This is a genomic window from Ideonella lacteola, assembly GCF_038066555.1.
Taxonomy (GTDB): domain Bacteria; phylum Pseudomonadota; class Gammaproteobacteria; order Burkholderiales; family Burkholderiaceae_C; genus Ideonella; species Ideonella lacteola.
The window spans coordinates 326,924-344,894 of record NZ_JBBUTG010000001.1; the positions used below are offsets into that span (position 1 = coordinate 326,924).

Below are 17,971 nucleotides of genomic sequence, written 5' to 3' on the forward strand. Positions count from 1 at the left end.
GGTGCCTGCAGATCGACGCGGGGTCAAAGGAGCTGCATCAATTGCGGTCGCTGCGTGCAGCGCGGTCGGTCATCGACGAATCGCTCGATGTCGAGTCAGTGGTGCCGCCCGTCGAGTTGTTGCCGCTGCCGTAGTTCGACGTGCCCGGGGTGCCGGTGTTGCCCATCGAGCCACTGGTGGTGCCTGTCGCGTTGGGGCTGTTGAGGCCGGAGTTGGTGTTGGGGTTCACCGTGCTGGGCGACGACGTGCTGGTCGAGCCGCTGGTGGTCGAGCCATTGGTGGTCGAGCCATTGGTGGTGGTCGATCCGTTGGGGGTGCGCGTGGTCATCGACGGGTTGTTCGTCGTGGTCGGCGGGGTGGTGGGCGTCGTGTTGGCCGTGTTAGGCGTCGTCGGCGAGGTGCCGGTGTCGGGGCCGCTGGTGCCGCCCCCGTTGTTTTGGGCGACGGCGACGCCGGCGACCACGACGAGGCAGGCTGCTGCAGCACTGGTCAGGCGAGTAACGATCTTGTTCATTGAATGAACTCCATAGGCAGGTTGAGGAATCGCTGAACGTTTCTCCGGGGTCCGGAGTCACGCTGGCAGCGCCGTACGGCTCTTTCGGCAATCCGCGTGCCGCTTGCGCGGCATGCGGACTGCCCTTCGGAAAGTGTGTGTTCAACCAACCAAGGAGCAGCCCATGAGTTCACCTGCCACCCCCGGCTCGACGCTGAAGCGACAGCGCGAGATCCAACAGCAACAGGATCGGCAAGATCAACAGAAGGAACGGCAAGCAGGGCAGGACGATTCATCGTCCGCCGGCGCGGTGCAAGCCGGCGCGCGGCCGCAGCCCGACCGGTTTCCGGCCCAGCACCTGGAGAAACCGGGCCACGATGCTGACCTGGAAGTTCAACCTCGTTTCATGGCGCCGGACTACCGCGGCAGTGGCAAGCTGCAAGGCTTCGCGGCGCTCATCACCGGTGCCGATTCAGGCATCGGCCGTGCAGTGGCGGTGCTGTTCGCCCGTGAGGGCGCCGACGTGGCGGTGGCTTTCCACTCGTCGCAAGAAGACGCAGAAGAAACCCGCCGATGCGTGGAGGCCGAGGGCCAGCGCTGCGTGTTGCTGCAAGGCGATGTGAAAGACGACGCCTGGTGCCGCCAGGCCGCCCAACAGGTCTTCGACGCGTTCGGACGACTGGATGTGCTCGTCAACAACGCGGCGTTCCAGGAGCACGCCGAGCGCCTCGAAGACATCGATGACCAGCGTCTGCAGGAGACGCTCGACACGAACATCGGGGGCTACTTCCGCATGGCCAGGGCCGTGCTGCCGTACATGAAGAACGGTGCCAGCATCATCAACACCGGGTCGGTGGTAGGCCTTCGGGGCCATGAGAAGCTGCTCGACTATGCCGCGACGAAGGGGGCCATTCACGCGTTCACCAAGTCCTTGGCGAGCAATCTGCTCGATCGGGGCATTCGGGTCAATGCAGTGGCGCCCGGGCCGGTGTGGACACCGTTGAACCCGGCGGACAGCCCGGCCGAGAAGGTGGCCACCTTCGGGCAGCAAAGCGACATGAAGCGGGCGGCGCAGCCGGAAGAGTTGTCACCTGCGTACGTGTTCCTCGCGGCACCGGTGTGCTCGGGCTACATCAGCGGCATCGTGCTGCCGGTGACCGGCAGCGTGGGCGCCATCTGACGGGGCCGGGCTTGCGCAGGCCCGTGGCGGGCAGGGCACGACGCTTGCCATTCCCCTCGGACCGCTTTCATCCCGTGGTCATCATCACAAGGAGTTGCTGACATGAATCTCATCATCTGGCTGGTTATCGGTGGTTTGCTCGGCTGGGTCGCCAGCCTCATCATGCGGACTGACGCCCAACAAGGCGTGCTGCTCAACGTCGTGGTCGGCATCGTCGGCGCGCTGTTGGGCGGTTGGTTCATTTCGCCCATGGTCGGTGTGCCCACGATCAATGAAGGCGCATTCAGTGCGGGCGCCCTGTTGGTGTCGCTGGTGGGGGCCGTTATCCTGCTGGCCATCGTGAACCTGGTGCGTCGCGGCACTGTCCGCTGAAACGTCGCACCCATCGAAACGCAGCGCGCATGTCTGATGAATCTTCCAATCCCCTTCCCGGGGGCGGTGCAAGCAGCGAGCACCGTGCCGACACGCTGGTGGATGCACTGCAGGCGCTGCTGCGCGAACTGCCTGGCCTGGTCAGCGACCGGGTCGAGCTCTTTGCCCTTGAACTGGCGCGCGCCGGCCAGGCGCTGGCGCGCATCGTGGCCTGGGTGGTGGCGATCGCCATCCTCGGCGTGACGGCGTGGATCGCGCTGTGGGCCGGCGTGGTGCTGGCGTTGGTCGAGCTGGGCCTGCACTGGACGCTGGCGCTGCTGCCTGTGTTGCTCATCAATCTCGGTGCTGTGGCGTTCGCGATGAGGCAGGTGCGTCGACTGACCCCTCGGTTGAGCCTGCCGGCGACGCGCCGCCACCTGACCTTCTCTGCCGATGCGCTGCCGCGCGGCGATGCCCCACCCCCGGACGACCATGGGCCAGCTGACTCCCACTGAAGACGCGCAAGACCTCGAGACTCGCATCCAGCGCGCCGAAATGGCGCTGATCGCCCGCGAACAACGGGTGCGGGCGCGATGGGGGGCCTTGACGCAGCGGGCCCAACGCGCCCGCGATCCGGCGCTTTGGGTGGCCCGCTGGGGCCCACCCGTGCTGGGGGGCGTGTTGGCGGCAGGGGCTGCCTGGTGGGTATGGCGGCGTTCAGGGCGACGCGCCCGCACTTCAGACCACCACGCGGCCGATCAGGCCGACCAGCGCGAGCGCGCCAGTCGGCATCGCCACGACCCTTCAAGCCGCGGCGGCCGCGCATCGCGGCCTCTGGGCTGGCTTGAGATGCTCGCCATCGTGTGGCCCTTGTTGCCCGCCGCCTGGCATCGCCGTTGGGGCGCGACCTCGACGGCGGCCATGATGAATCTCGGCTCGGTGGCCGCACGGCACCTGATGCAGGTGCTGGACCGCGCACGCGAGCCCGAGGGCCCGCTGCCGCCGCTGCACACCGTGGCGCATGTGGATTTGGCCCGTTATGCCGGCACCTGGCACGAAATCGCCCGGTTGCCCCATGACGAGGAGAACTTGTGTGATGGCCAACCCGAAGCGCGCTACGCGCTGCGGGGTGACGGCGGCGTCGAGGTGGTCAATCGCTGTGTCGATGCCGAGGGCCGCGAACATGTGGTCGTTGGCGAGGCGAGGCAGGTGCCCGGCGGGCATGGAGCGAGGCTGGAAGTCACGTTCGCGCCGGCTTGGCTCCGCTGGCTGCCTTGGGCGTGGGTCGACTACTGCATCCTGCACCTTGACGAGGGATACACCGTCGCGCTGGTCGGCGAACCGCGCCGACGCCAGCTTTGGATCCTGGCGCGGCGGCCGGTGATCGAACCGGCCGTGTTCGACCAGTTGGCAGCGATCGCCGAAGCCCAGGGCTTTCCGGTCGACCGACTGGTGCTCTCCGCCCCGCCGGGGCCGGATGGGCACGCCTTTGACGACGACGCGCCGCGGGCCAACGCGGTGCCCGACTTCCCACCGGGCTGAGCGCCTGAGTCGTTTTCGTTGATGCTGGCCAGCGCCGAAAGGCGCTCGCTCTCTGAGCTGTGGGCCGCCCCTGCCACGGCTTGGCGGGGCAAGGCCGGGTCAGCCTCCTGGGGCGGCGCCGGGCGCGGTGGCGGCCAACAGCGGGCGCAGCCGCTCGACCAGCTCGGCGTAGCGGGGCCCGCCTTGCCGCTGCAGCGCTTTCACCTGGGCCTCCAGCTCGGTCGCAGTCTGGTCGTATTCATGTCGCTTGATGGCCTCGATCTCGCTGGCGATGGCCTTCAACTTCGCGAGCGACTCCGCGGTTTCGGGTGCGGTTCGATCGGCCTGCTCGGCCAGCGCCAGCAGCACCTCGGTGATCAGCCCCAGTTGCTTGCCATAGCTGGCCACGCCGAAGGCCTTTTCCTCGATGTCGGCATGGCCGGCAGTCGGTGAGATGCCCTGGAAGAACCAGTGCGTGTTGGGTTCAACCCGTTGGGCCACATCGCCGCTCCATGGGAAGTGGAACTGCGGCGCCCAGAACCAGAGCCAGGGAAACATCGGCACTCCTTTCTGTTCAGCAGGCCAGGCATCAAGCCGGTCGGCCAGGCATGGGCACGGGCGACGCGTCGAACAAGCTCAACTCGGGTGGCTGGGTGGTCATCGTCGACAGCGCCTTGGCGAATTCTCGGGAGGCGGGCACGGCGAAGTGGGCCTGGAGCGCCGCCATGTCCTGCCACTGTTCGACGAACACCAGCCGGTGCGGATCTTCGGTGTCGCGGTGCACAGCGTGGGCGAGGCACCCGGGCTCGGCGCGCGAACGTTCGACGTGCTCCTGGCTGAGCGCCAGGGCCTCATCGATTCGGCCGGCTGCCGCCACCACACTGGCGAGGATGATGATCATGGGTGCATCCCGGAGATGAGGGCGCATTCTGCGCGAGACCGGCGTGATCTGCTAGGTGCAAGTGGCCCGTGGCAAGCGGCCCGCCCGCCATGGCGACAGAATAGGCGGCCTCTTGTTGACGCCCGGCCGGCGCCGGGCCATGAATCGCGATGAAATTCATCTCCGTTCGCGTTCGCTCTGCCATCGTGATGCACGGCTACACCGACGACAACCAGGAGATCGTCGAAGAAATTCGCGACGAAGCCTTTGTCGAGAAGCTGGTGGCCATCGAGCGCATCCAGTCGGTGTCCGAGAAGTACCTGCTCGTCAACTCTTCGCATGGGCGGGTGATGTACTGGGAGTACGAGGGTGGCTTTGCGGCCCTGAAGGCCCGTCTGGACAGCGCCGGCCTCTTGATCGGCTGACAGGCTGAGAGCTTCGCCCATGAACGCCTTGCACGGCCGAAAGTGATCCTCGCGCTCGATGTGCACTACGCAGCCGACCACTCGGTGGTGGCCGGTGTCGCGTTCGACCGATGGGACGATTCGCGTCCTAAGCGCAGCTTTGTCGAACGGCTGCCACCGGCCGCCGAGTACGAGCCTGGCCGCTTCTACCAGCGCGAGCTGCCGTGCCTGCTGACACTGATTCGGGCTCATGACCTGCATCCCCACTGCGTGGTGATCGATGGCTATGTCTACCTCGATGGCGCGTCCGAGCCCGGTCTGGGCAACCACCTGTACCACGCACTGCAGGCCACGACGGCCGTCGTCGGCGTGGCCAAGACATCGTTCCGCGCAATCGGGCCAGAGTTCCAGGTGCTGCGGGGCGGCAGCGAGCGCCCGCTGTACGTGACCAGCATCGGCATGGCCCTGTCCGACGCCAAAGCAGCGATCGCGGGCATGCATGGGCCGCATCGCCTTCCCACCCTGCTGAAATGGGTCGACCAGCTGTGTCGCGGTCGCGTGCCGGCGGGGCCGGGGCCTCAGGGGGTAGGTGTTTGAGGCCCGCGGCCGTAGAGGATCGACTGCACCACGCCCGACTTGAATCGAACCGTGGCCATCAGGTTGCCCGGGCCGCGGTCATAGACCCACTCCTCGATCGGTTGGCAGGGTGCCGCCGCGGCGTAGGCGCCGGGCACCGGTTGCAAGGTGCCTGATTGCACCCACGGCGCGCAGTAGCTGTCCTTCAACAGCGGCTCGCCGCACTTGTAGAGCACCGCGAGGCGCGATTCGCCCTCGCCCGTGATGGCGCCGTTGCAGCGCAGGGTCTCGGCCTGTGCCGACACGGCCGGCACGAGCGCGAGTGTCGACATCCACACGAACGGGGCCAGGAAACGCAGCTTCATCCACCACCTCGCAGCGGCGCCCGCAGCCGTGGCGCCGATCCGCGAGATTGTGCGCGATGGTGGCGTGGGCGGCTGCCCCTACGTCGCAGCAGACACTGCCCGCCCGAGCGCGGCCACCAAATCCTGCGGGGCGCAGGGCTTGCTCAGCACGGTGAACTCGCCATCAGCAGGCCGTACATGGCTGAAGCCGCTGATCAGCACCACCGGCAGTTGCGGATGCAGTTGGCGAAGCTGCCGAGCCAGGGCGACGCCGTCCATGCCACCGGGCATGACGATGTCCGACAGCACCGCGTCGAACCGGGGCGGGCCGTCGCCGAACAGTTCAAGAGCGGCCTCGGCGCTGCGCACCAGTTGCACTTGGCCGCCGTAAGAGCCCAGCACGGCGGCAGTCACATCGCCCAGGGATTCGTTGTCTTCCACCACCAGCATCCGCAGGCCCGCGAGAGTGGCTTGTTCGCCGGTCTGTGTGGCGCGAATGGGCGCTGTGGACGGCGGCGCAGCGGGCAGCAACAACGAGACGGCCGTGCCCAGGCCGGGCGTGCCGGCAATGCGGGCGAGTCCGCCGGCCTCGGCGCAAAAGCCGTGCACCTGGCTCAGGCCCAGGCCACTTCCCAGTCCGGCTTCCTTCGTGGTGAAGAACGGCTCAAAGGCCCGGTTGGCCACCTCATCGCTGATGCCCGCGCCATCATCAGTGATGGTGATGATCACATAGTCACCCGGTGGCAGATCGGTGGTGTCCTCCGGCAAGGCGTTGCCCGCTTCGACGCACAGATGCCCGCCCTTCGGCATCGCGTCGCGGGCATTCAGTGCCACATTGAGCAGGGCCAGCTCCAGTTCGCTGCCGTCGACCACCACGGGCCGGGTGTCCGGTGCCACCTTCACGGTCACCTCGACGCGCTTGCCCACCACAATGCCGAGCAGCTCCTGCATGTCGGGCAAGGTGCTCACCAAGTGCTGGCGCTCAGGCCGGGTCGCGTGGCGCCCGGCAAAGCGCAGCAGGTGCTGGGTCAAGCGGCGGCCGGCTTCCACCGCGCGCATCGTGGCCGCCAACGGCGACGTCAGATCCAGCTGACCATCATTGCGGCGCTCGATCAGGTAGGCGCTGTTGCTGATGACGCCCAGCAGGTTGTTGACATCGTGCGCCACGCCGCCCGTCAGCCGACCGAGGGCCTCGACCCGCTGGTTGTGCGACACACGCTGTTCGGCTTCGCGGGTGCGCGCGATCGCTTCGTTGACCTTGCGCTCCAATTCGACGCGGGCACGTTGCTGGGCGAATGAGGCCGCCTCCAGCGCATTGGCCACGTGGTCGCATTCACCGATCCCGGTGGCGTGCGACTGCACTGGCTGGCCCGCTTGCATCTGCTCGGCCATGTCCCGCAGCGCCTCGACTGGGCCGACGATGCGTCGCGACACCCAGCGCGCGCCAGCGATCGCCATGCCGAGCAGAACGGCACCGCCCAACAGCAGCTGCAGCACCGCGGCCGGCACTCGGCCGGCGAATTGAGCGCGGGGCACGGCGGTGAGGAAGGTCCAGCCCTGGGACGACGTGCTGAAATAGCCCCGCACCGGAACGCCATCGAGCGTGCGCGATTCGAAGAGGTGCTCACGATGCGCCTTCATCAGGTCGCGCATGTCATCGGTGGCCACGCGTCCGATGTAGGCTGCACCGCCCGGCGAGCGCGCCACGATCATGCCTTGCGGGTCCATCACCGTGGCCACCCAGCCAGACGGCAGGCGCTGCTGGTCGATGATGTGTTGCAACTCGATCGGCAGGATGGTCACCACGAGGTTGGCCACCGTCTTCTCGGCTCGCCGCACCGGCGCCACCGCGGCAGCGTGCCACTCGCCGGTGTCCGGGTCGCGCACCAGTGGGCTGATCTCCTCGTTTTCCGACAGTGCCTTGGGCGGGCTGGGCAGGCCTGGCAAGGGGGCCGCTCCCGGAGGAACGTGGGTGCTCATCTGCACACCCGCTTCGGTCCGAAGCTCGACCCATCCGCTCAGGCCCTGCAGCGCGTGCCGTGCCTGGCGGTCGAAGAACGACCGCTCTTCGGCCGACATCGTGGGCACCTCGTCCAGCAAGCCCGACATGGCGAGCGTGCGGGCAATCGCAGCGCGCTGCATCAGCTCTCGATCCACCACCATCGACAACGCAGCGGTGGTGTCACGCAGGCCCCGCTCCATCGTCTCTCGCTCTGAGCGGAAGGTGTCGAACACCACCCACAAGGCGCCGGCCACCGCAGGCAGCAGCACCGACATCACGAGCAACAGCAAGCGAGAGCGGATCGATATCGGCATGAGAACTGTAGACAGGAGTCGAGCCGGGCGGCTGAGGCTCGGCTCGGACTGTAGAACAGCTGCGGCCGTGGCACCGCACGCGCCGGGGCGCGGCGGCAGTTCATCACCATCGAATCGAGATGGTGTGCCTCTCAGTTCAGTTGAGCGGTCGGCCATGGATTTCCGCCAGCGAGGTAGGCGGTGGGTGTCGCTCGCCGGGAGAGCGGTCACCCCAAAGGGCTGTGACACGGTTTCAGGCTCCGCGGTCACGGTGGGCGCTAGGGCGTGTTCACACTACGCATCGGGGTTCCGTAGTGTGAACATGCCCTAGACGATTTTGACGATGTTTCGCTGCGTTGACCGTGCTGCGACGGCGGCCGAGGGCGCGAGCTGCACCCTCGGCCGTCATTACTGCATTCCAGGTGGGTTCTCAGTTGCTCGGCGAGCGCACGACGATGTCGTTGCGAACCGATTTCACATCGGGCGTCTCGGCCGCTAGCTTGCCTGCAGAGTCCTTCTCGGCTTGGCTGGTGGCAAAACCGGCGAGTTGCACCGTGCCGTTGAGCGTCTTGACGTTGATGCGCATCGCGCTGACCTGCGGATCCTCCGCCATCTTCGCTTTGACGCGGGCGGTGATCGTGCTGTCATCGACGTACTGGCCGACGCTGCTCTGGCCGCTGGTCACCGCACAGCCGGTCGCGCCGAGCAGGGTGCCTGCCACGATGGCCGCGGCGCCGATCAGGGAGAACTTCTTCATGGGGATCACTCCTCAGTGGTTGGGCAGGCCATGGGGCAAACGGCGTGCCCGCTGATCATGGGCGGGGAACATGGCGGGGATCCTCAGATCTTTCGGCTGGTGATCGATCCCGACTCGTGCGCCGGGTATCGCGCGGGGTGGTGGGCAGGGCGGTGGCTCGACAGCAACAAGCCTGTTTCATCGGTGGGCGGCGCGTCGGGCATCGTGCTGAGCGGATCACGGGCCTCGGCCGCCAACAGCGCCTCCCGACGCCCGGTGAATTCGTCGCAGACGCTCTCCCAGTCGAGCGTGGCGCGCTTGAGCTGCGGGAACAGCTCGCCTTCTTCTTCCTTGATGTGATGCAACAGGTATTCGCACAGCACGGCAAAGCGGGCGGAGAACTTGTCATCGGCCGCGTTGGCGTGCTCCAGCTGCGCGATCAGCAGGGTCATCACCTCGTGTTCCACCTCGGCTTCGTCGACACGTTCGGGATCGCTGACGATGGGACGCATCAGCGGATAGATCAACTCGTCCTCGAGTTGGGCATGCACGCGCATCTCCTGCAAGGTGCGCCGGACGATCGATTCGCACAGCGATCCGTCTCGGTCGGCATCCAGCCGCTGAAACTCGCGATAGGCCCGCTTGAGGCGCCGATGGTCGTCCTGCAGCAGTTCGATGATGTGGCTGCGTGCGGCGGTGGAGGCTCGGCTGTGGGGGTGGTGCGGCATGGTCGAACTCCGTCAGGGCTTTCGCCCGACCGGCAATCGGTGTGCCGATGAGCACCTCGCTGTGCCACGCCTGGCTTCCTTTCTACCGAGTCGCAGCGGCAGGCTTTGCCGCAAATCCATGGGAATGTCCCGGCCGTCGCATGTCGGTCGTTGGGTGCCGGGTGTCTGCGGCGTGTGCAGCCCGTCGCGCGAATGGGCATCTGCATTGCCTGAAACGCAGGTCGGCCAGCGTCTGATCCGGTGATGCGCAGAGATCAGACATTCGATTTCTCGTTTCACTGGACCGGACGCGGGCATTGCCCAACGCGCGTTATGGCAACCGGGAGACTGTGTGGGAGTCCTTCAACTTCGATCCGACCAAAGGCAAGTTCAGAGCCTGTCGCCCCGCCTTCAACAGGCGGTCAGGTTGCTGCAAATGTCGTCGATCGACTTCGCCGCCGTGGTGCGCGGCAAGTTGGGCGAAAACCCCTTACTGGAAGAAGAGGATGGCCCCGCCGAAACCGTTTCCGAGCTGGCGGGGACTGACGCCTGCGTGGAGGCAGCGGCGCCAGAGCCTGAAGTGGAGTTCGCGGGGGAGTTCGGTGACGATCGCGACCTGTGGATGGCAGATCGACTCCCGTCGTCGCGACAGGCAGCGGATGGAGAAACGTCTGCGATGGACACCATGGCTGCGGAGCAGACGCTGGCGATGCATCTGCATGGTCAGCTGAACCTGTTGCCGCTGCCTCGGCGCGATCTGGTCCTGGCGCGAAGCATCGTCGAGTCGCTGGACGACGATGGCTACCTCAGGATCTCACTGGAGGAACTGGTCGGCTTCGCACCGGTTCAGCCGGCGGCGTCTGTCGATGAACTGCAGATCGCGTTGCGAAGGGTGCAATCCCTTGATCCATCGGGCGTGGGCGCCCGCGACGTGGCCGAATGCCTGAGGCTGCAGTTGCAGGCCATTGACTGTCCGCTCGAGCGCTCGCTCGCCAAGGCCATCATTGACGAGCATTTGCCGTCGCTGGCGGCGCGCGATGTCCAGTTGCTGGCCGGCCGGCTGGGGCAAACACGTGAGATGGTCAAGCGGGTCTGCGACCGCATCCGGCGGTTTGACCCCCGGCCCGGCTGGCGTTTCGGGCCTGCGTTGATCCGCTACGTTGTGCCTGATGTGACCGTGCGCAAGCGACGTGGCGAGTGGGTCGTCCAGTTGAATCCGTCGGTGATGCCCAAGGTGCGTCTGAACCGTGTCTATGCAGAGCTCTTCGCACGGCATCGACGCACGGACAACGCCGAGATGGCGGGCCACCTGGAAGACGCCCGGTGGACATTGCGCAACGTGGAGCAGCGCTTTGCCACCATCCTGGACGTCGCGTCCGCCATCGTGCGGCATCAGCGGCACTTTCTCGAGTTCGGCGCCATGGCGATGAAGCCGCTGCTGCTGCGCGACATCGCGTCGGAGTGCGGCATCCATGAGTCGACCGTGTCCCGGGTCACGAACAACAAGTACATGGCCACCCCCATCGGCGTGTTCGAGCTCAAGCACTTCTTTTCGCGCGCCATCGTCAGCGCTGGCGGCAACGCCTGCTCGGGCACAGCGATCCGCGAGCTGATCAAGGACATCATCACCGGGGAGGCCGCCAACAAGCCGTTCTCCGATGCCGAAATCTGTCGCCAACTCGCCACCCAGGGGCTGCGGGTGGCGCGACGCACCGTCACCAAGTATCGGCAGATGCTGCACATCGATGCGGTCGAGCGTCGGCGTGTGCGTTGACGGACGGAGGAACGGCAATTGCCGAAGGTGGGAGTCTTTCTCACCCCCATCCGGAGACCACCATGGCCAACAACCTGACCCAAGACACCCCATTCGCGACCTCCACGACGCCGACGGGGCCCAGCGGCTACGGCACGCCGCCGGCCTCGTCGTCCTCCGCCTCCGACGCGTCGGCCTCGCCGAACGGTGGCGATGCCGCTGCGGCCGCGGCCCGGGGCGAACGCTTTGAACGCGTGGTCAACACCGCGCACGCAGCCGTGGACGCCGCCGCCGAGTCCGTGGCCCAGGCCGCAGAGGTTCTGCGCGACAAGGCGCACCGGTTGGGCGAAACGGAACAGGCTTACGCCGAGGCCTGCCGCGCCAGCGTGCGCGAGCACCCGCTGAGCTACCTCGCGGGCGCGGTGATCGTGGGGCTGCTGATCGGCCGCCTCAGCCGCTGATCGGCACCGCGACACCACGATTCCCCACCTGGAGACCACTTGAATGGCCAAATCCCCCAGCAGACCCGACAAAGCTACGCCGCCAAAATCGGCTGCGAAAGAGGCGGGCACCCGGGCCGCCGCGCGCCAAAGCGCAGGCGGCCCATCGAGCTCAGGCAGCGACGATGCGCCCGACGCTTCGGCGCGCCATGCCGCGGGTGTTCAAGCGCTGGCCGCGAGCATGCCCTACCCGGTGAACAAACGCCTGGAGCATGGCCTGGAGCATGGCCACCATCCCAGCCCCGGCGCCACCGCCGAGCCCGCCTCAGCGGAGGTGACCGCCAGCACGCTCAGCGAGGGCCGTGCCTCGCGCAAACTCGGTGAGGGGCTGCCGTCGATCGGTCACAACCCGGCTGTGGGCCCTCTGGATCGTGTGCGCACCGATGCCAGTGCCCAGGCACTGACGACCAACCAGGGCGTGCGCGTCGGCGACAACCAGAACTCGCTCAAGGCGGGGCTTCGCGGCCCGGCGCTGCTCGAGGACTTCATCCTTCGCGAAAAGATCACCCACTTCGACCACGAGCGCATCCCTGAGCGCATCGTGCACGCACGGGGCTCGGCCGCGCACGGCTATTTCGAATGCACCCGTGCTGTGCCCGAGCTCACCCGCGCGGCCCCCTTCCAGACCGAAGGCCAGCGCACACCGGTGTTCGTGCGCTTCTCGACGGTGGCCGGCGAGCGCGGCTCGGTCGACACCGCGCGCGACGTGCGCGGATTCGCGGTGAAGTTCTACTCGGATGATGGCAACTGGGACCTGGTGGGCAACAACATCCCGGTGTTCTTCATCCAGGATGCGATGAAGTTCCCGGATCTTGTCCATGCAGTGAAGCCGGAGCCGCACCACGGCATGCCGCAGGCGGCGTCGGCGCACGACACTTTTTGGGACTTCGTTTCTTTGATGCCGGAGTCGACCCACATGCTGATGTGGGTGATGTCAGACCGCGCCATTCCGCGCAGCTACCGCATGATGCAAGGCTTCGGCGTGCACACCTTCCGGCTGGTCAATGCCGAGGGGGAGTCGCGTTTCGTCAAGTTCCACTGGCGACCGTTGCTGGGCACGCATTCGTTGGTGTGGGATGAAGCGGTAAAGATCTCCGGGGCCGACCCTGACTTCCACCGCCGAGACCTGTGGGAGGCGATCGAGGCCGGTGAGTACCCGCAATGGGAGCTGGGCCTGCAAGTCTTCACGGAAGAAGACGCCGATGGTTTCAGCTTCGACATTCTGGACGCCACGAAGCTGGTTCCCGAAGAGCTGGTGCCGGTGGTGCCCGTGGGCCGGCTCGTGCTCAACCGCAATCCGGACAACTTCTTCGCCGAAACGGAGCAGGTCGCGTTCTGTGCCGCGCATGTGATCCCCGGCATCGATTTCTCCAACGATCCGCTGTTGGCCGGCCGCATCCACTCGTATGTCGACACCCAGATCAGCCGGCTGGGGGGGCCGAACTTCCACGAGATACCGATCAACGCCCCCATCGCCCAGGTGCACAACAACCAGCGCGATGGCATGCACCGGCAGGCCATCCACCGAGGGCGTGTGGCCTACGAGCCGAACTCTCTGGGTGGCGGATGCCCGTTCCAGGCAGGGGCGCAGGGATTCGTTTCGTTCCCGCAGCCCGTGTACGAAGACAAGGTTCGGGGCAAGCCGCAGAAGTTTGCCGAGCACTACCTGCAAGCCACGCTTTTCTACAACAGCCAGACGGAAGTCGAGCGCCGCCATATCGCCGGTGCCTTTCGATTCGAGTTGAGCAAGGTGACGGTACCGGCGATTCGCCAGCGCATGCTCGCTTCGCTCGCCAATGTGTCCGCCGAACTGGCCGAGGAAGTGGCCAGGGGCTTGGGCATGGATGTACCGGCAGCGATGCCCCGGGCCCTGGACGAGGTGCCGGATCCTGAAGTGACCGAGTCGCCCGCGCTGTCGCTGACGGCACACCCGGGCGAGGGCGGAATCCGGTCGCGCAAGGTGGCCATCCTGGTGGCCAACGGGGTGGAGTCGGGGCTGCTCGGCAGCGTGGCGCAGACGATGCTCGATCAAGGGGCCACGTCTCGGTACGTGGGCCTTCGCGTCGGCCCCATCGCGACGGCCAACGGCGAGCCGATCGATGCCGATGCTTCGATGGAAAACTCGCCCAGCGTGCTGTTCGACGCGGTGGTGCTGCCGGGGGGCGAGGCGGCGGTTCAGGCCTTGGCGGCAGACCCGCACACCGTGCCTTTCATCCGGGACGCCTGGCTGCACGGCAAGACCATCTTGTCCATTGGGGCTTCGTCGACGCTGCTCGGGATGGCGGGTGTCATGGCCACCTTGCCCACCGGCGAGCCCGACCCCGGCATCGCCCAGGTGGGCCCGGACGACGCAGCCCATGCGTGCTCGTGGCTGGTGAACGCGATGGCGCAGCATCGGCACGTCGAGCGTGAGCGTGCGGGCATTTCGGCGAGCCCGCCGCCGCCGCGAGAGGCGACAGTGGGAGCCGGTTGACGCCGTGCCGCGGGGCCGACGCCTTTTCACAGGCGGTCGGCCCCGCGGCACTCGCCACCTGACGCGGCCGCCGGGCTGACCCGGCGGCCGCGTTCGCTCGCTTGCTCAGCGAGCGAAGCTCGATTGCAGCACTTCCTTGCGCTGGGCCATCTCTTCACCCAGGGCCAGCAGGTCGAGTTCGGCCTTCTTGATCTTCGGGAAGATCTCGCCTTCTTCTTCCTTCACGTGGTGCTGGATGTACTCGCTGAGCACCTTGACCTTGGCGTCGTACAGCTCCTCATCGGGCGAAGATTCCTCGATCTGTGCGATCAGCTCTTTCGCGCTGGCGTGCTCCACCGTGGCCTCATCGATCAAATCCTCGTTGTCGCCGAGGGCTTCGCGCGCCTGCGGGTAGAACAACTCTTCTTCGATGGTGGCATGGAGCGTCAGCATCTCGCAGATCTCCTGGGCCAGCGCTTCTCGTTCGTCGGCGTCGGCATCGCCCTTGACGAGCTTGTCATAGTCGTCAAACAGCTTCTTGACCTCCTTGTGGTCCTGCGTCAGCAGCTTGATGGCATCCAACTTGGATGACGACGAGCCGGACGTCTTGCTCGATGAGCGGGATTCGGTGGACGACGAGGTCGCCTTCTTGGTGGCTGGCATGCGTAGATCTCCTGGGCTGGCTGAGGGTTGTGGACGCTGGAATCAGGGCAATGCGTGTGCCTCTTCGAGGTGCACAAGGCATGCGCAAAGGGCGGGAGCCTCGCTTGCCCACCTCACCCATGCCGGCAACACCGCCGACTCAACCTAAGGAATCGCGATGCAACAGCAGAACCGCAATCAAGACGACACGAGCCGTGGCCAGCAAGGATCGGCCGACACCAACCGAGGGCAGGATCAGCAGCAGCAGGATCGCTCGAAGCAGCAACCAGGCCAGTCGGCCAACCCGCAGCAGCGGTCGGACGAGCAGCAGCAACAGCGCTCCGACAAGCAAGGCCAGCAGGGTCAAAGCATCGGCAGCGGCCAGCAGGGCGAGGGCTCACGTGAAGCGGGCCGCGAACAGCTGGGCGGCCAGCCGGGCCAAGCCGGTCAGAAACGCGAGCAGCGTTGATGCAGGGACGCGGTCGTGCCTAGCACCCGCCGCGCCGAATCGTTCAAGGGCCGCGCAGCGATGCGCGGCCCTTTGTTTTGGCCCCTCGGGCGTCAAGGTTTCGTCGCGCCTACTGCGGCCAAGGCCGATGGATGACATCGCACTGGCCGCGGCACACAATCGGCGTCAAGGGGAACCATCGCCATGGACGCAGGCCTGCAGGAGTGTCGGCGCGAGCCGTTGCTGGACGAAGCGCGCGCCCTGGGGGCGGCGGGGCGTCAGGCTCTGGATGCTCTGACGCGCACCGCGGCGCAGGTCACGCAGTGCCCCATCGCGCTGGTGAGCTTGGTCGGCACGGATCACCAGCACTTCCTCTCACGCCATGGATGGGATGCCGACGGCGGTCCGCGTGTCGACTCTTTCTGCACCCATGCCATCGTCCGGCCCGATCTGATGGTGGTGCCGGATGCGCTGCTCGATCCGCGTGTTTGCGGCAGCCCCCTCGTCACCGGGCCGCCCTTCATTCGTGCCTACTTCGGCAAGACGCTGATGCTCGATGGGTTGGCGGTTGGAACGCTGTGCGTGATCGATCAGCGCCCCCGACGCCTGAGCCCTGAGCAACTGAACGCGCTGGTCGGCCTCGCAGCGGGTGCGGAGGCGGTGCTTACTGCGCATCGACAGCTGCAATTGCTGCAATCCAATACGGAACGTCTGACCGATTTCGCTGTCGCCTCCGGCGACTGGTACTGGGAAACCGACGCCGCCGGACGCCTGTCGTGGATCTCGTCCGGGCTGGCCGAGGCGTGGGGAGCCCAGGGCGAGTTCTTGCCCGATTGCCTCTTGCCGGATACGGAGGTAACCGACGAGCACGGCCAGCGATTGGCCGGGTTGCTGCCATCGGCGCCGCTGTTGCGGCTGCGTGATTTGCTCGACCGGCGGGCGCGGTTTTCCCGCGTGATGATCCAGCGTGGAAGCGCTGCTCAGCCGCGAGCGCTGCTGCTGTCGGCCGTGCCGCGTCACGATGGCGGTGTTTTCGGCGGATATCGCGGCATCGCGCGCGATGTCAGCGCTCAGGCGCTGGCCGAGCGCGAGGCGCGCCGGGCGAGCCGCGCGTTGGAGCGCATCGCCGCCGAGGTGCCAGGGGTGATCTATGAGTTTCGCGTGTATCCGGATGGCCGCGCGGCGATGCCGTACGCGAGCGACAACCTGGCGACGCTGTATGAGCTGAGGCCAGAAGAAGTGCGCAACGACGCCTCGGCGATTCTTCAGCGCCTGCATCCCGACGATGCGGTGCGCGTGAGTGAGACCGTGGCCCGCGCTGCCGCCAGCCTCACGCGCTGGCGCGCCACATACCGCGTCCGCCTGCCCACACGAGGCGAGCGGGTGCTGTTCGCACAGGCCATGCCCGAACAACAGCCCGACGGCAGCGTGGCCTTCTACGGGGTGATCAGCGATGTGACCGACGAGGTGCGCGAGCGCGAGCAACTCGATGCGATGCGCATCGAGCGAGACACAGCGGCTCGCTCGGCCGAGGCCAGGGCCGAGCTGATGTCGCGGGTCAGCCATGAGTTGAGGACGCCGCTCAACGCGATCGTCGGCTTCTCGCAATTGCTTCGGCTGCGCTTTCCTGACACTGTCACTGAGCCCGGCCGATCGGCCCGGCACATTCACCACGCCGGCGAGCACCTGCTCGCTTTGATCAACGACATGCTCGACATCTCGGCCATCGAGGCCGGGCGCATCGAGATGCATCCGACCACCATCTCGGTGCGCTCCGCCATCGACCGTGCGATCGACATGGTGTTGCCGCAGGCCGCCGAGCGCCACATCAAGTTGTGCGTCGACGTGGCGCCGCAGGTGGAAGGGGTGATGGCGGACGAACGGGCCACGCGGCAGGTGCTGCTGAACCTGTTGGCCAATGCCATCAAGTTCGGCCCTCTTGATTCGACGGTCACCGTGAAGGCCCGGCGCCACGGCGATGATCAGGTCGATTTGCAAGTCTGGGACGAGGGCGCGGGTGTGCCCGTGGCACAGCGCTCCCGCCTGTTCGAGCCGTTTGTGCGGGTGGCTGCCGAAGACCGTCCCGCCGGCAGCGGCCTGGGGCTCACCATCAGCCGCAAGCTGGCGCGCTTGATGGGTGGGGATGTCACGCTGGACGATTCCGTGTCGAGGACCTGCTTCGTGCTGAGCCTGCCGGCGGCAACCCTGAAACCGATGGAGGTGGCAGACACCGACTTCCAGGGGTTGGAAGCCTTGCCCTCCTTGCGCTCGACGCGTCGGCTGCTCTATATCGAGGATGACCCCGTCAACGCCCTGGTGATGGAGGGCTTCATGCGGCTCATCCCCGGTGTTCAGATGGAGGTCGCCACCACGTGTGCCCAAGGGTTGATCGCGGCGCAATCGCTGCCCGATCTGATATTCCTCGACATGCACCTGCCCGATGGGACGGGGTTCACCGTCCTCGAAGCCTTGAAGGCCGATGAGCGCACCCGTGGGATTCCCGTCGTTGCGGTCAGTGCGGATGCCATGCCTGAGCAGATTGACGCGGCAATGCGCTCGGGGTTTGAGGGCTACCTGACCAAACCGATCGACCATCGCTCGCTGAACGAGACGCTGCTGCGGCAGTTCGAACGAGGCCTGCAGCGCCTGTTGGGCCCTGCCGAGGCCTGAGACGTTCGATCCCCGGCGG

19 protein-coding genes are annotated in these 17,971 nt (G+C 66.6%); 11 read left to right on the forward strand and 8 right to left on the reverse strand.

Going from position 1 to position 17,971, the window contains the following annotated elements; all coding sequences use genetic code 11:
• Positions 1-37 precede the first annotated feature (37 nt).
• A complete protein-coding gene (locus AACH06_RS01295; protein WP_341423778.1) occupies positions 38-514 on the reverse strand; it encodes a hypothetical protein in 477 nt (158 codons plus the stop codon).
• A 163-nt stretch (positions 515-677) separates the two neighbouring features.
• Between AACH06_RS01295 and AACH06_RS01300 the strand changes: the two genes are divergently transcribed.
• The 4 genes from AACH06_RS01300 to AACH06_RS01315 all read left to right on the forward strand — a co-directional run bounded on the left by AACH06_RS01300 (position 678) and on the right by AACH06_RS01315 (position 3,566).
• The gene (locus AACH06_RS01300; protein ID WP_341423779.1) at positions 678-1,673 is read left to right on the forward strand and encodes an SDR family oxidoreductase; all 996 of its coding nucleotides are present in this window, start codon (positions 678-680) and stop codon (positions 1,671-1,673) included.
• A gap of 102 nt (positions 1,674-1,775) precedes the next feature.
• Complete coding sequence (locus tag AACH06_RS01305; RefSeq protein ID WP_341423780.1) at positions 1,776-2,045, forward strand: GlsB/YeaQ/YmgE family stress response membrane protein; 270 nt, start codon at positions 1,776-1,778, stop codon at positions 2,043-2,045.
• A gap of 29 nt (positions 2,046-2,074) precedes the next feature.
• Positions 2,075-2,539, forward strand: coding sequence for a phage holin family protein (locus AACH06_RS01310; protein ID WP_341423781.1), 465 nt, complete (start codon positions 2,075-2,077; stop codon positions 2,537-2,539).
• A complete protein-coding gene (locus tag AACH06_RS01315; RefSeq protein ID WP_341423782.1) occupies positions 2,517-3,566 on the forward strand; it encodes a lipocalin family protein in 1,050 nt (349 codons plus the stop codon). Before AACH06_RS01310 ends, AACH06_RS01315 begins: the two co-directional genes overlap by 23 nt.
• A 99-nt stretch (positions 3,567-3,665) precedes the next feature.
• Here the strand turns inward: AACH06_RS01315 and AACH06_RS01320 are convergent, their stop codons facing one another.
• Complete coding sequence (locus AACH06_RS01320; protein ID WP_341423783.1) at positions 3,666-4,103, reverse strand: hypothetical protein; 438 nt, start codon at positions 4,101-4,103, stop codon at positions 3,666-3,668.
• Between the two features lie 31 nt (positions 4,104-4,134).
• Positions 4,135-4,446, reverse strand: coding sequence for a putative quinol monooxygenase (locus AACH06_RS01325; protein ID WP_341423784.1), 312 nt, complete (start codon positions 4,444-4,446; stop codon positions 4,135-4,137).
• A gap of 149 nt (positions 4,447-4,595) precedes the next feature.
• Between AACH06_RS01325 and AACH06_RS01330 the strand changes: the two genes are divergently transcribed.
• Together AACH06_RS01330 and AACH06_RS01335 are read left to right on the forward strand one after the other, a co-directional pair.
• Positions 4,596-4,850: a hypothetical protein gene (locus AACH06_RS01330; RefSeq protein ID WP_341423785.1), complete on the forward strand. Its 255-nt coding sequence runs from the start codon at positions 4,596-4,598 to the stop codon at positions 4,848-4,850.
• A gap of 42 nt (positions 4,851-4,892) precedes the next feature.
• Positions 4,893-5,426 (forward strand): endonuclease V, encoded by a 534-nt coding sequence (locus AACH06_RS01335; protein ID WP_341423786.1) that lies wholly within the window; start codon positions 4,893-4,895, stop codon positions 5,424-5,426.
• On the opposite strand, the gene AACH06_RS01340 is transcribed toward AACH06_RS01335, so the two are convergent.
• The 4 genes from AACH06_RS01340 to AACH06_RS01355 all read right to left on the reverse strand — a co-directional run bounded on the left by AACH06_RS01340 (position 5,408) and on the right by AACH06_RS01355 (position 9,508).
• Positions 5,408-5,770 carry a DUF2845 domain-containing protein gene (locus tag AACH06_RS01340; protein ID WP_341423787.1) on the reverse strand — a complete coding sequence of 121 codons (363 nt, stop codon included), beginning with the start codon at positions 5,768-5,770 and terminating at the stop codon, positions 5,408-5,410. The two genes, AACH06_RS01335 and AACH06_RS01340, sit on opposite strands and share 19 nt — an antisense overlap.
• 78 nt (positions 5,771-5,848) lie before the next feature.
• A complete protein-coding gene (locus tag AACH06_RS01345; protein ID WP_341423788.1) occupies positions 5,849-8,065 on the reverse strand; it encodes an ATP-binding protein in 2,217 nt (738 codons plus the stop codon).
• Between the two features lie 409 nt (positions 8,066-8,474).
• A complete protein-coding gene (locus AACH06_RS01350) occupies positions 8,475-8,801 on the reverse strand; it encodes a BON domain-containing protein (RefSeq protein WP_341423789.1) in 327 nt (108 codons plus the stop codon).
• A gap of 83 nt (positions 8,802-8,884) precedes the next feature.
• On the reverse strand, positions 8,885-9,508 hold the full coding sequence (locus AACH06_RS01355) for a hemerythrin domain-containing protein (protein WP_341423790.1): 624 nt from the start codon (positions 9,506-9,508) through the stop codon (positions 8,885-8,887).
• Positions 9,509-9,839: 331 nt separating this feature from the next.
• Between AACH06_RS01355 and rpoN the strand changes: the two genes are divergently transcribed.
• From rpoN to AACH06_RS01370, 3 genes are all read left to right on the forward strand, one after another.
• Positions 9,840-11,261 carry an RNA polymerase factor sigma-54 gene (gene rpoN / locus AACH06_RS01360; protein WP_341423791.1) on the forward strand — a complete coding sequence of 474 codons (1,422 nt, stop codon included), beginning with the start codon at positions 9,840-9,842 and terminating at the stop codon, positions 11,259-11,261.
• A gap of 62 nt (positions 11,262-11,323) precedes the next feature.
• Positions 11,324-11,701, forward strand: coding sequence for a hypothetical protein (locus AACH06_RS01365; protein WP_341423792.1), 378 nt, complete (start codon positions 11,324-11,326; stop codon positions 11,699-11,701).
• 43 nt (positions 11,702-11,744) lie between these two features.
• Positions 11,745-14,213: a catalase gene (locus AACH06_RS01370; RefSeq protein WP_341423793.1), complete on the forward strand. Its 2,469-nt coding sequence runs from the start codon at positions 11,745-11,747 to the stop codon at positions 14,211-14,213.
• A 105-nt stretch (positions 14,214-14,318) separates the two neighbouring features.
• Here AACH06_RS01370 and AACH06_RS01375 read toward each other — a convergent pair whose 3' ends face one another.
• Positions 14,319-14,855, reverse strand: a complete 537-nt coding sequence (locus tag AACH06_RS01375) for a hemerythrin domain-containing protein (RefSeq protein WP_341423794.1) — start codon at positions 14,853-14,855, stop codon at positions 14,319-14,321.
• Between the two features lie 157 nt (positions 14,856-15,012).
• Between AACH06_RS01375 and AACH06_RS01380 the strand changes: the two genes are divergently transcribed.
• Both AACH06_RS01380 and AACH06_RS01385 read left to right on the forward strand, forming a co-directional pair.
• On the forward strand, positions 15,013-15,303 hold the full coding sequence (locus tag AACH06_RS01380; RefSeq protein WP_341423795.1) for a hypothetical protein: 291 nt from the start codon (positions 15,013-15,015) through the stop codon (positions 15,301-15,303).
• A gap of 183 nt (positions 15,304-15,486) precedes the next feature.
• Positions 15,487-17,952 carry an ATP-binding protein gene (locus tag AACH06_RS01385; RefSeq protein ID WP_341423796.1) on the forward strand — a complete coding sequence of 822 codons (2,466 nt, stop codon included), beginning with the start codon at positions 15,487-15,489 and terminating at the stop codon, positions 17,950-17,952.
• Positions 17,953-17,971 lie beyond the last annotated feature (19 nt).

Coding starts and splice junctions, on each gene's coding strand:
- AACH06_RS01295 (WP_341423778.1), bottom strand. CDS start 514: ATGAACAAGATCGTTACTCGCCTGACCAGTGCTGCAGCAGCCTGCCTC.
- AACH06_RS01300 (WP_341423779.1), top strand. CDS start 678: ATGAGTTCACCTGCCACCCCCGGCTCGACGCTGAAGCGACAGCGCGAG.
- AACH06_RS01305 (WP_341423780.1), top strand. CDS start 1,776: ATGAATCTCATCATCTGGCTGGTTATCGGTGGTTTGCTCGGCTGGGTC.
- AACH06_RS01310 (WP_341423781.1), top strand. CDS start 2,075: ATGTCTGATGAATCTTCCAATCCCCTTCCCGGGGGCGGTGCAAGCAGC.
- AACH06_RS01315 (WP_341423782.1), top strand. CDS start 2,517: ATGGGCCAGCTGACTCCCACTGAAGACGCGCAAGACCTCGAGACTCGC.
- AACH06_RS01320 (WP_341423783.1), bottom strand. CDS start 4,103: ATGTTTCCCTGGCTCTGGTTCTGGGCGCCGCAGTTCCACTTCCCATGG.
- AACH06_RS01325 (WP_341423784.1), bottom strand. CDS start 4,446: ATGATCATCATCCTCGCCAGTGTGGTGGCGGCAGCCGGCCGAATCGAT.
- AACH06_RS01330 (WP_341423785.1), top strand. CDS start 4,596: ATGAAATTCATCTCCGTTCGCGTTCGCTCTGCCATCGTGATGCACGGC.
- AACH06_RS01340 (WP_341423787.1), bottom strand. CDS start 5,770: ATGAAGCTGCGTTTCCTGGCCCCGTTCGTGTGGATGTCGACACTCGCG.
- AACH06_RS01345 (WP_341423788.1), bottom strand. CDS start 8,065: ATGCCGATATCGATCCGCTCTCGCTTGCTGTTGCTCGTGATGTCGGTG.
- AACH06_RS01350 (WP_341423789.1), bottom strand. CDS start 8,801: ATGAAGAAGTTCTCCCTGATCGGCGCCGCGGCCATCGTGGCAGGCACC.
- AACH06_RS01355 (WP_341423790.1), bottom strand. CDS start 9,508: ATGCCGCACCACCCCCACAGCCGAGCCTCCACCGCCGCACGCAGCCAC.
- AACH06_RS01365 (WP_341423792.1), top strand. CDS start 11,324: ATGGCCAACAACCTGACCCAAGACACCCCATTCGCGACCTCCACGACG.
- AACH06_RS01370 (WP_341423793.1), top strand. CDS start 11,745: ATGGCCAAATCCCCCAGCAGACCCGACAAAGCTACGCCGCCAAAATCG.
- AACH06_RS01375 (WP_341423794.1), bottom strand. CDS start 14,855: ATGCCAGCCACCAAGAAGGCGACCTCGTCGTCCACCGAATCCCGCTCA.
- AACH06_RS01380 (WP_341423795.1), top strand. CDS start 15,013: ATGCAACAGCAGAACCGCAATCAAGACGACACGAGCCGTGGCCAGCAA.
- AACH06_RS01385 (WP_341423796.1), top strand. CDS start 15,487: ATGGACGCAGGCCTGCAGGAGTGTCGGCGCGAGCCGTTGCTGGACGAA.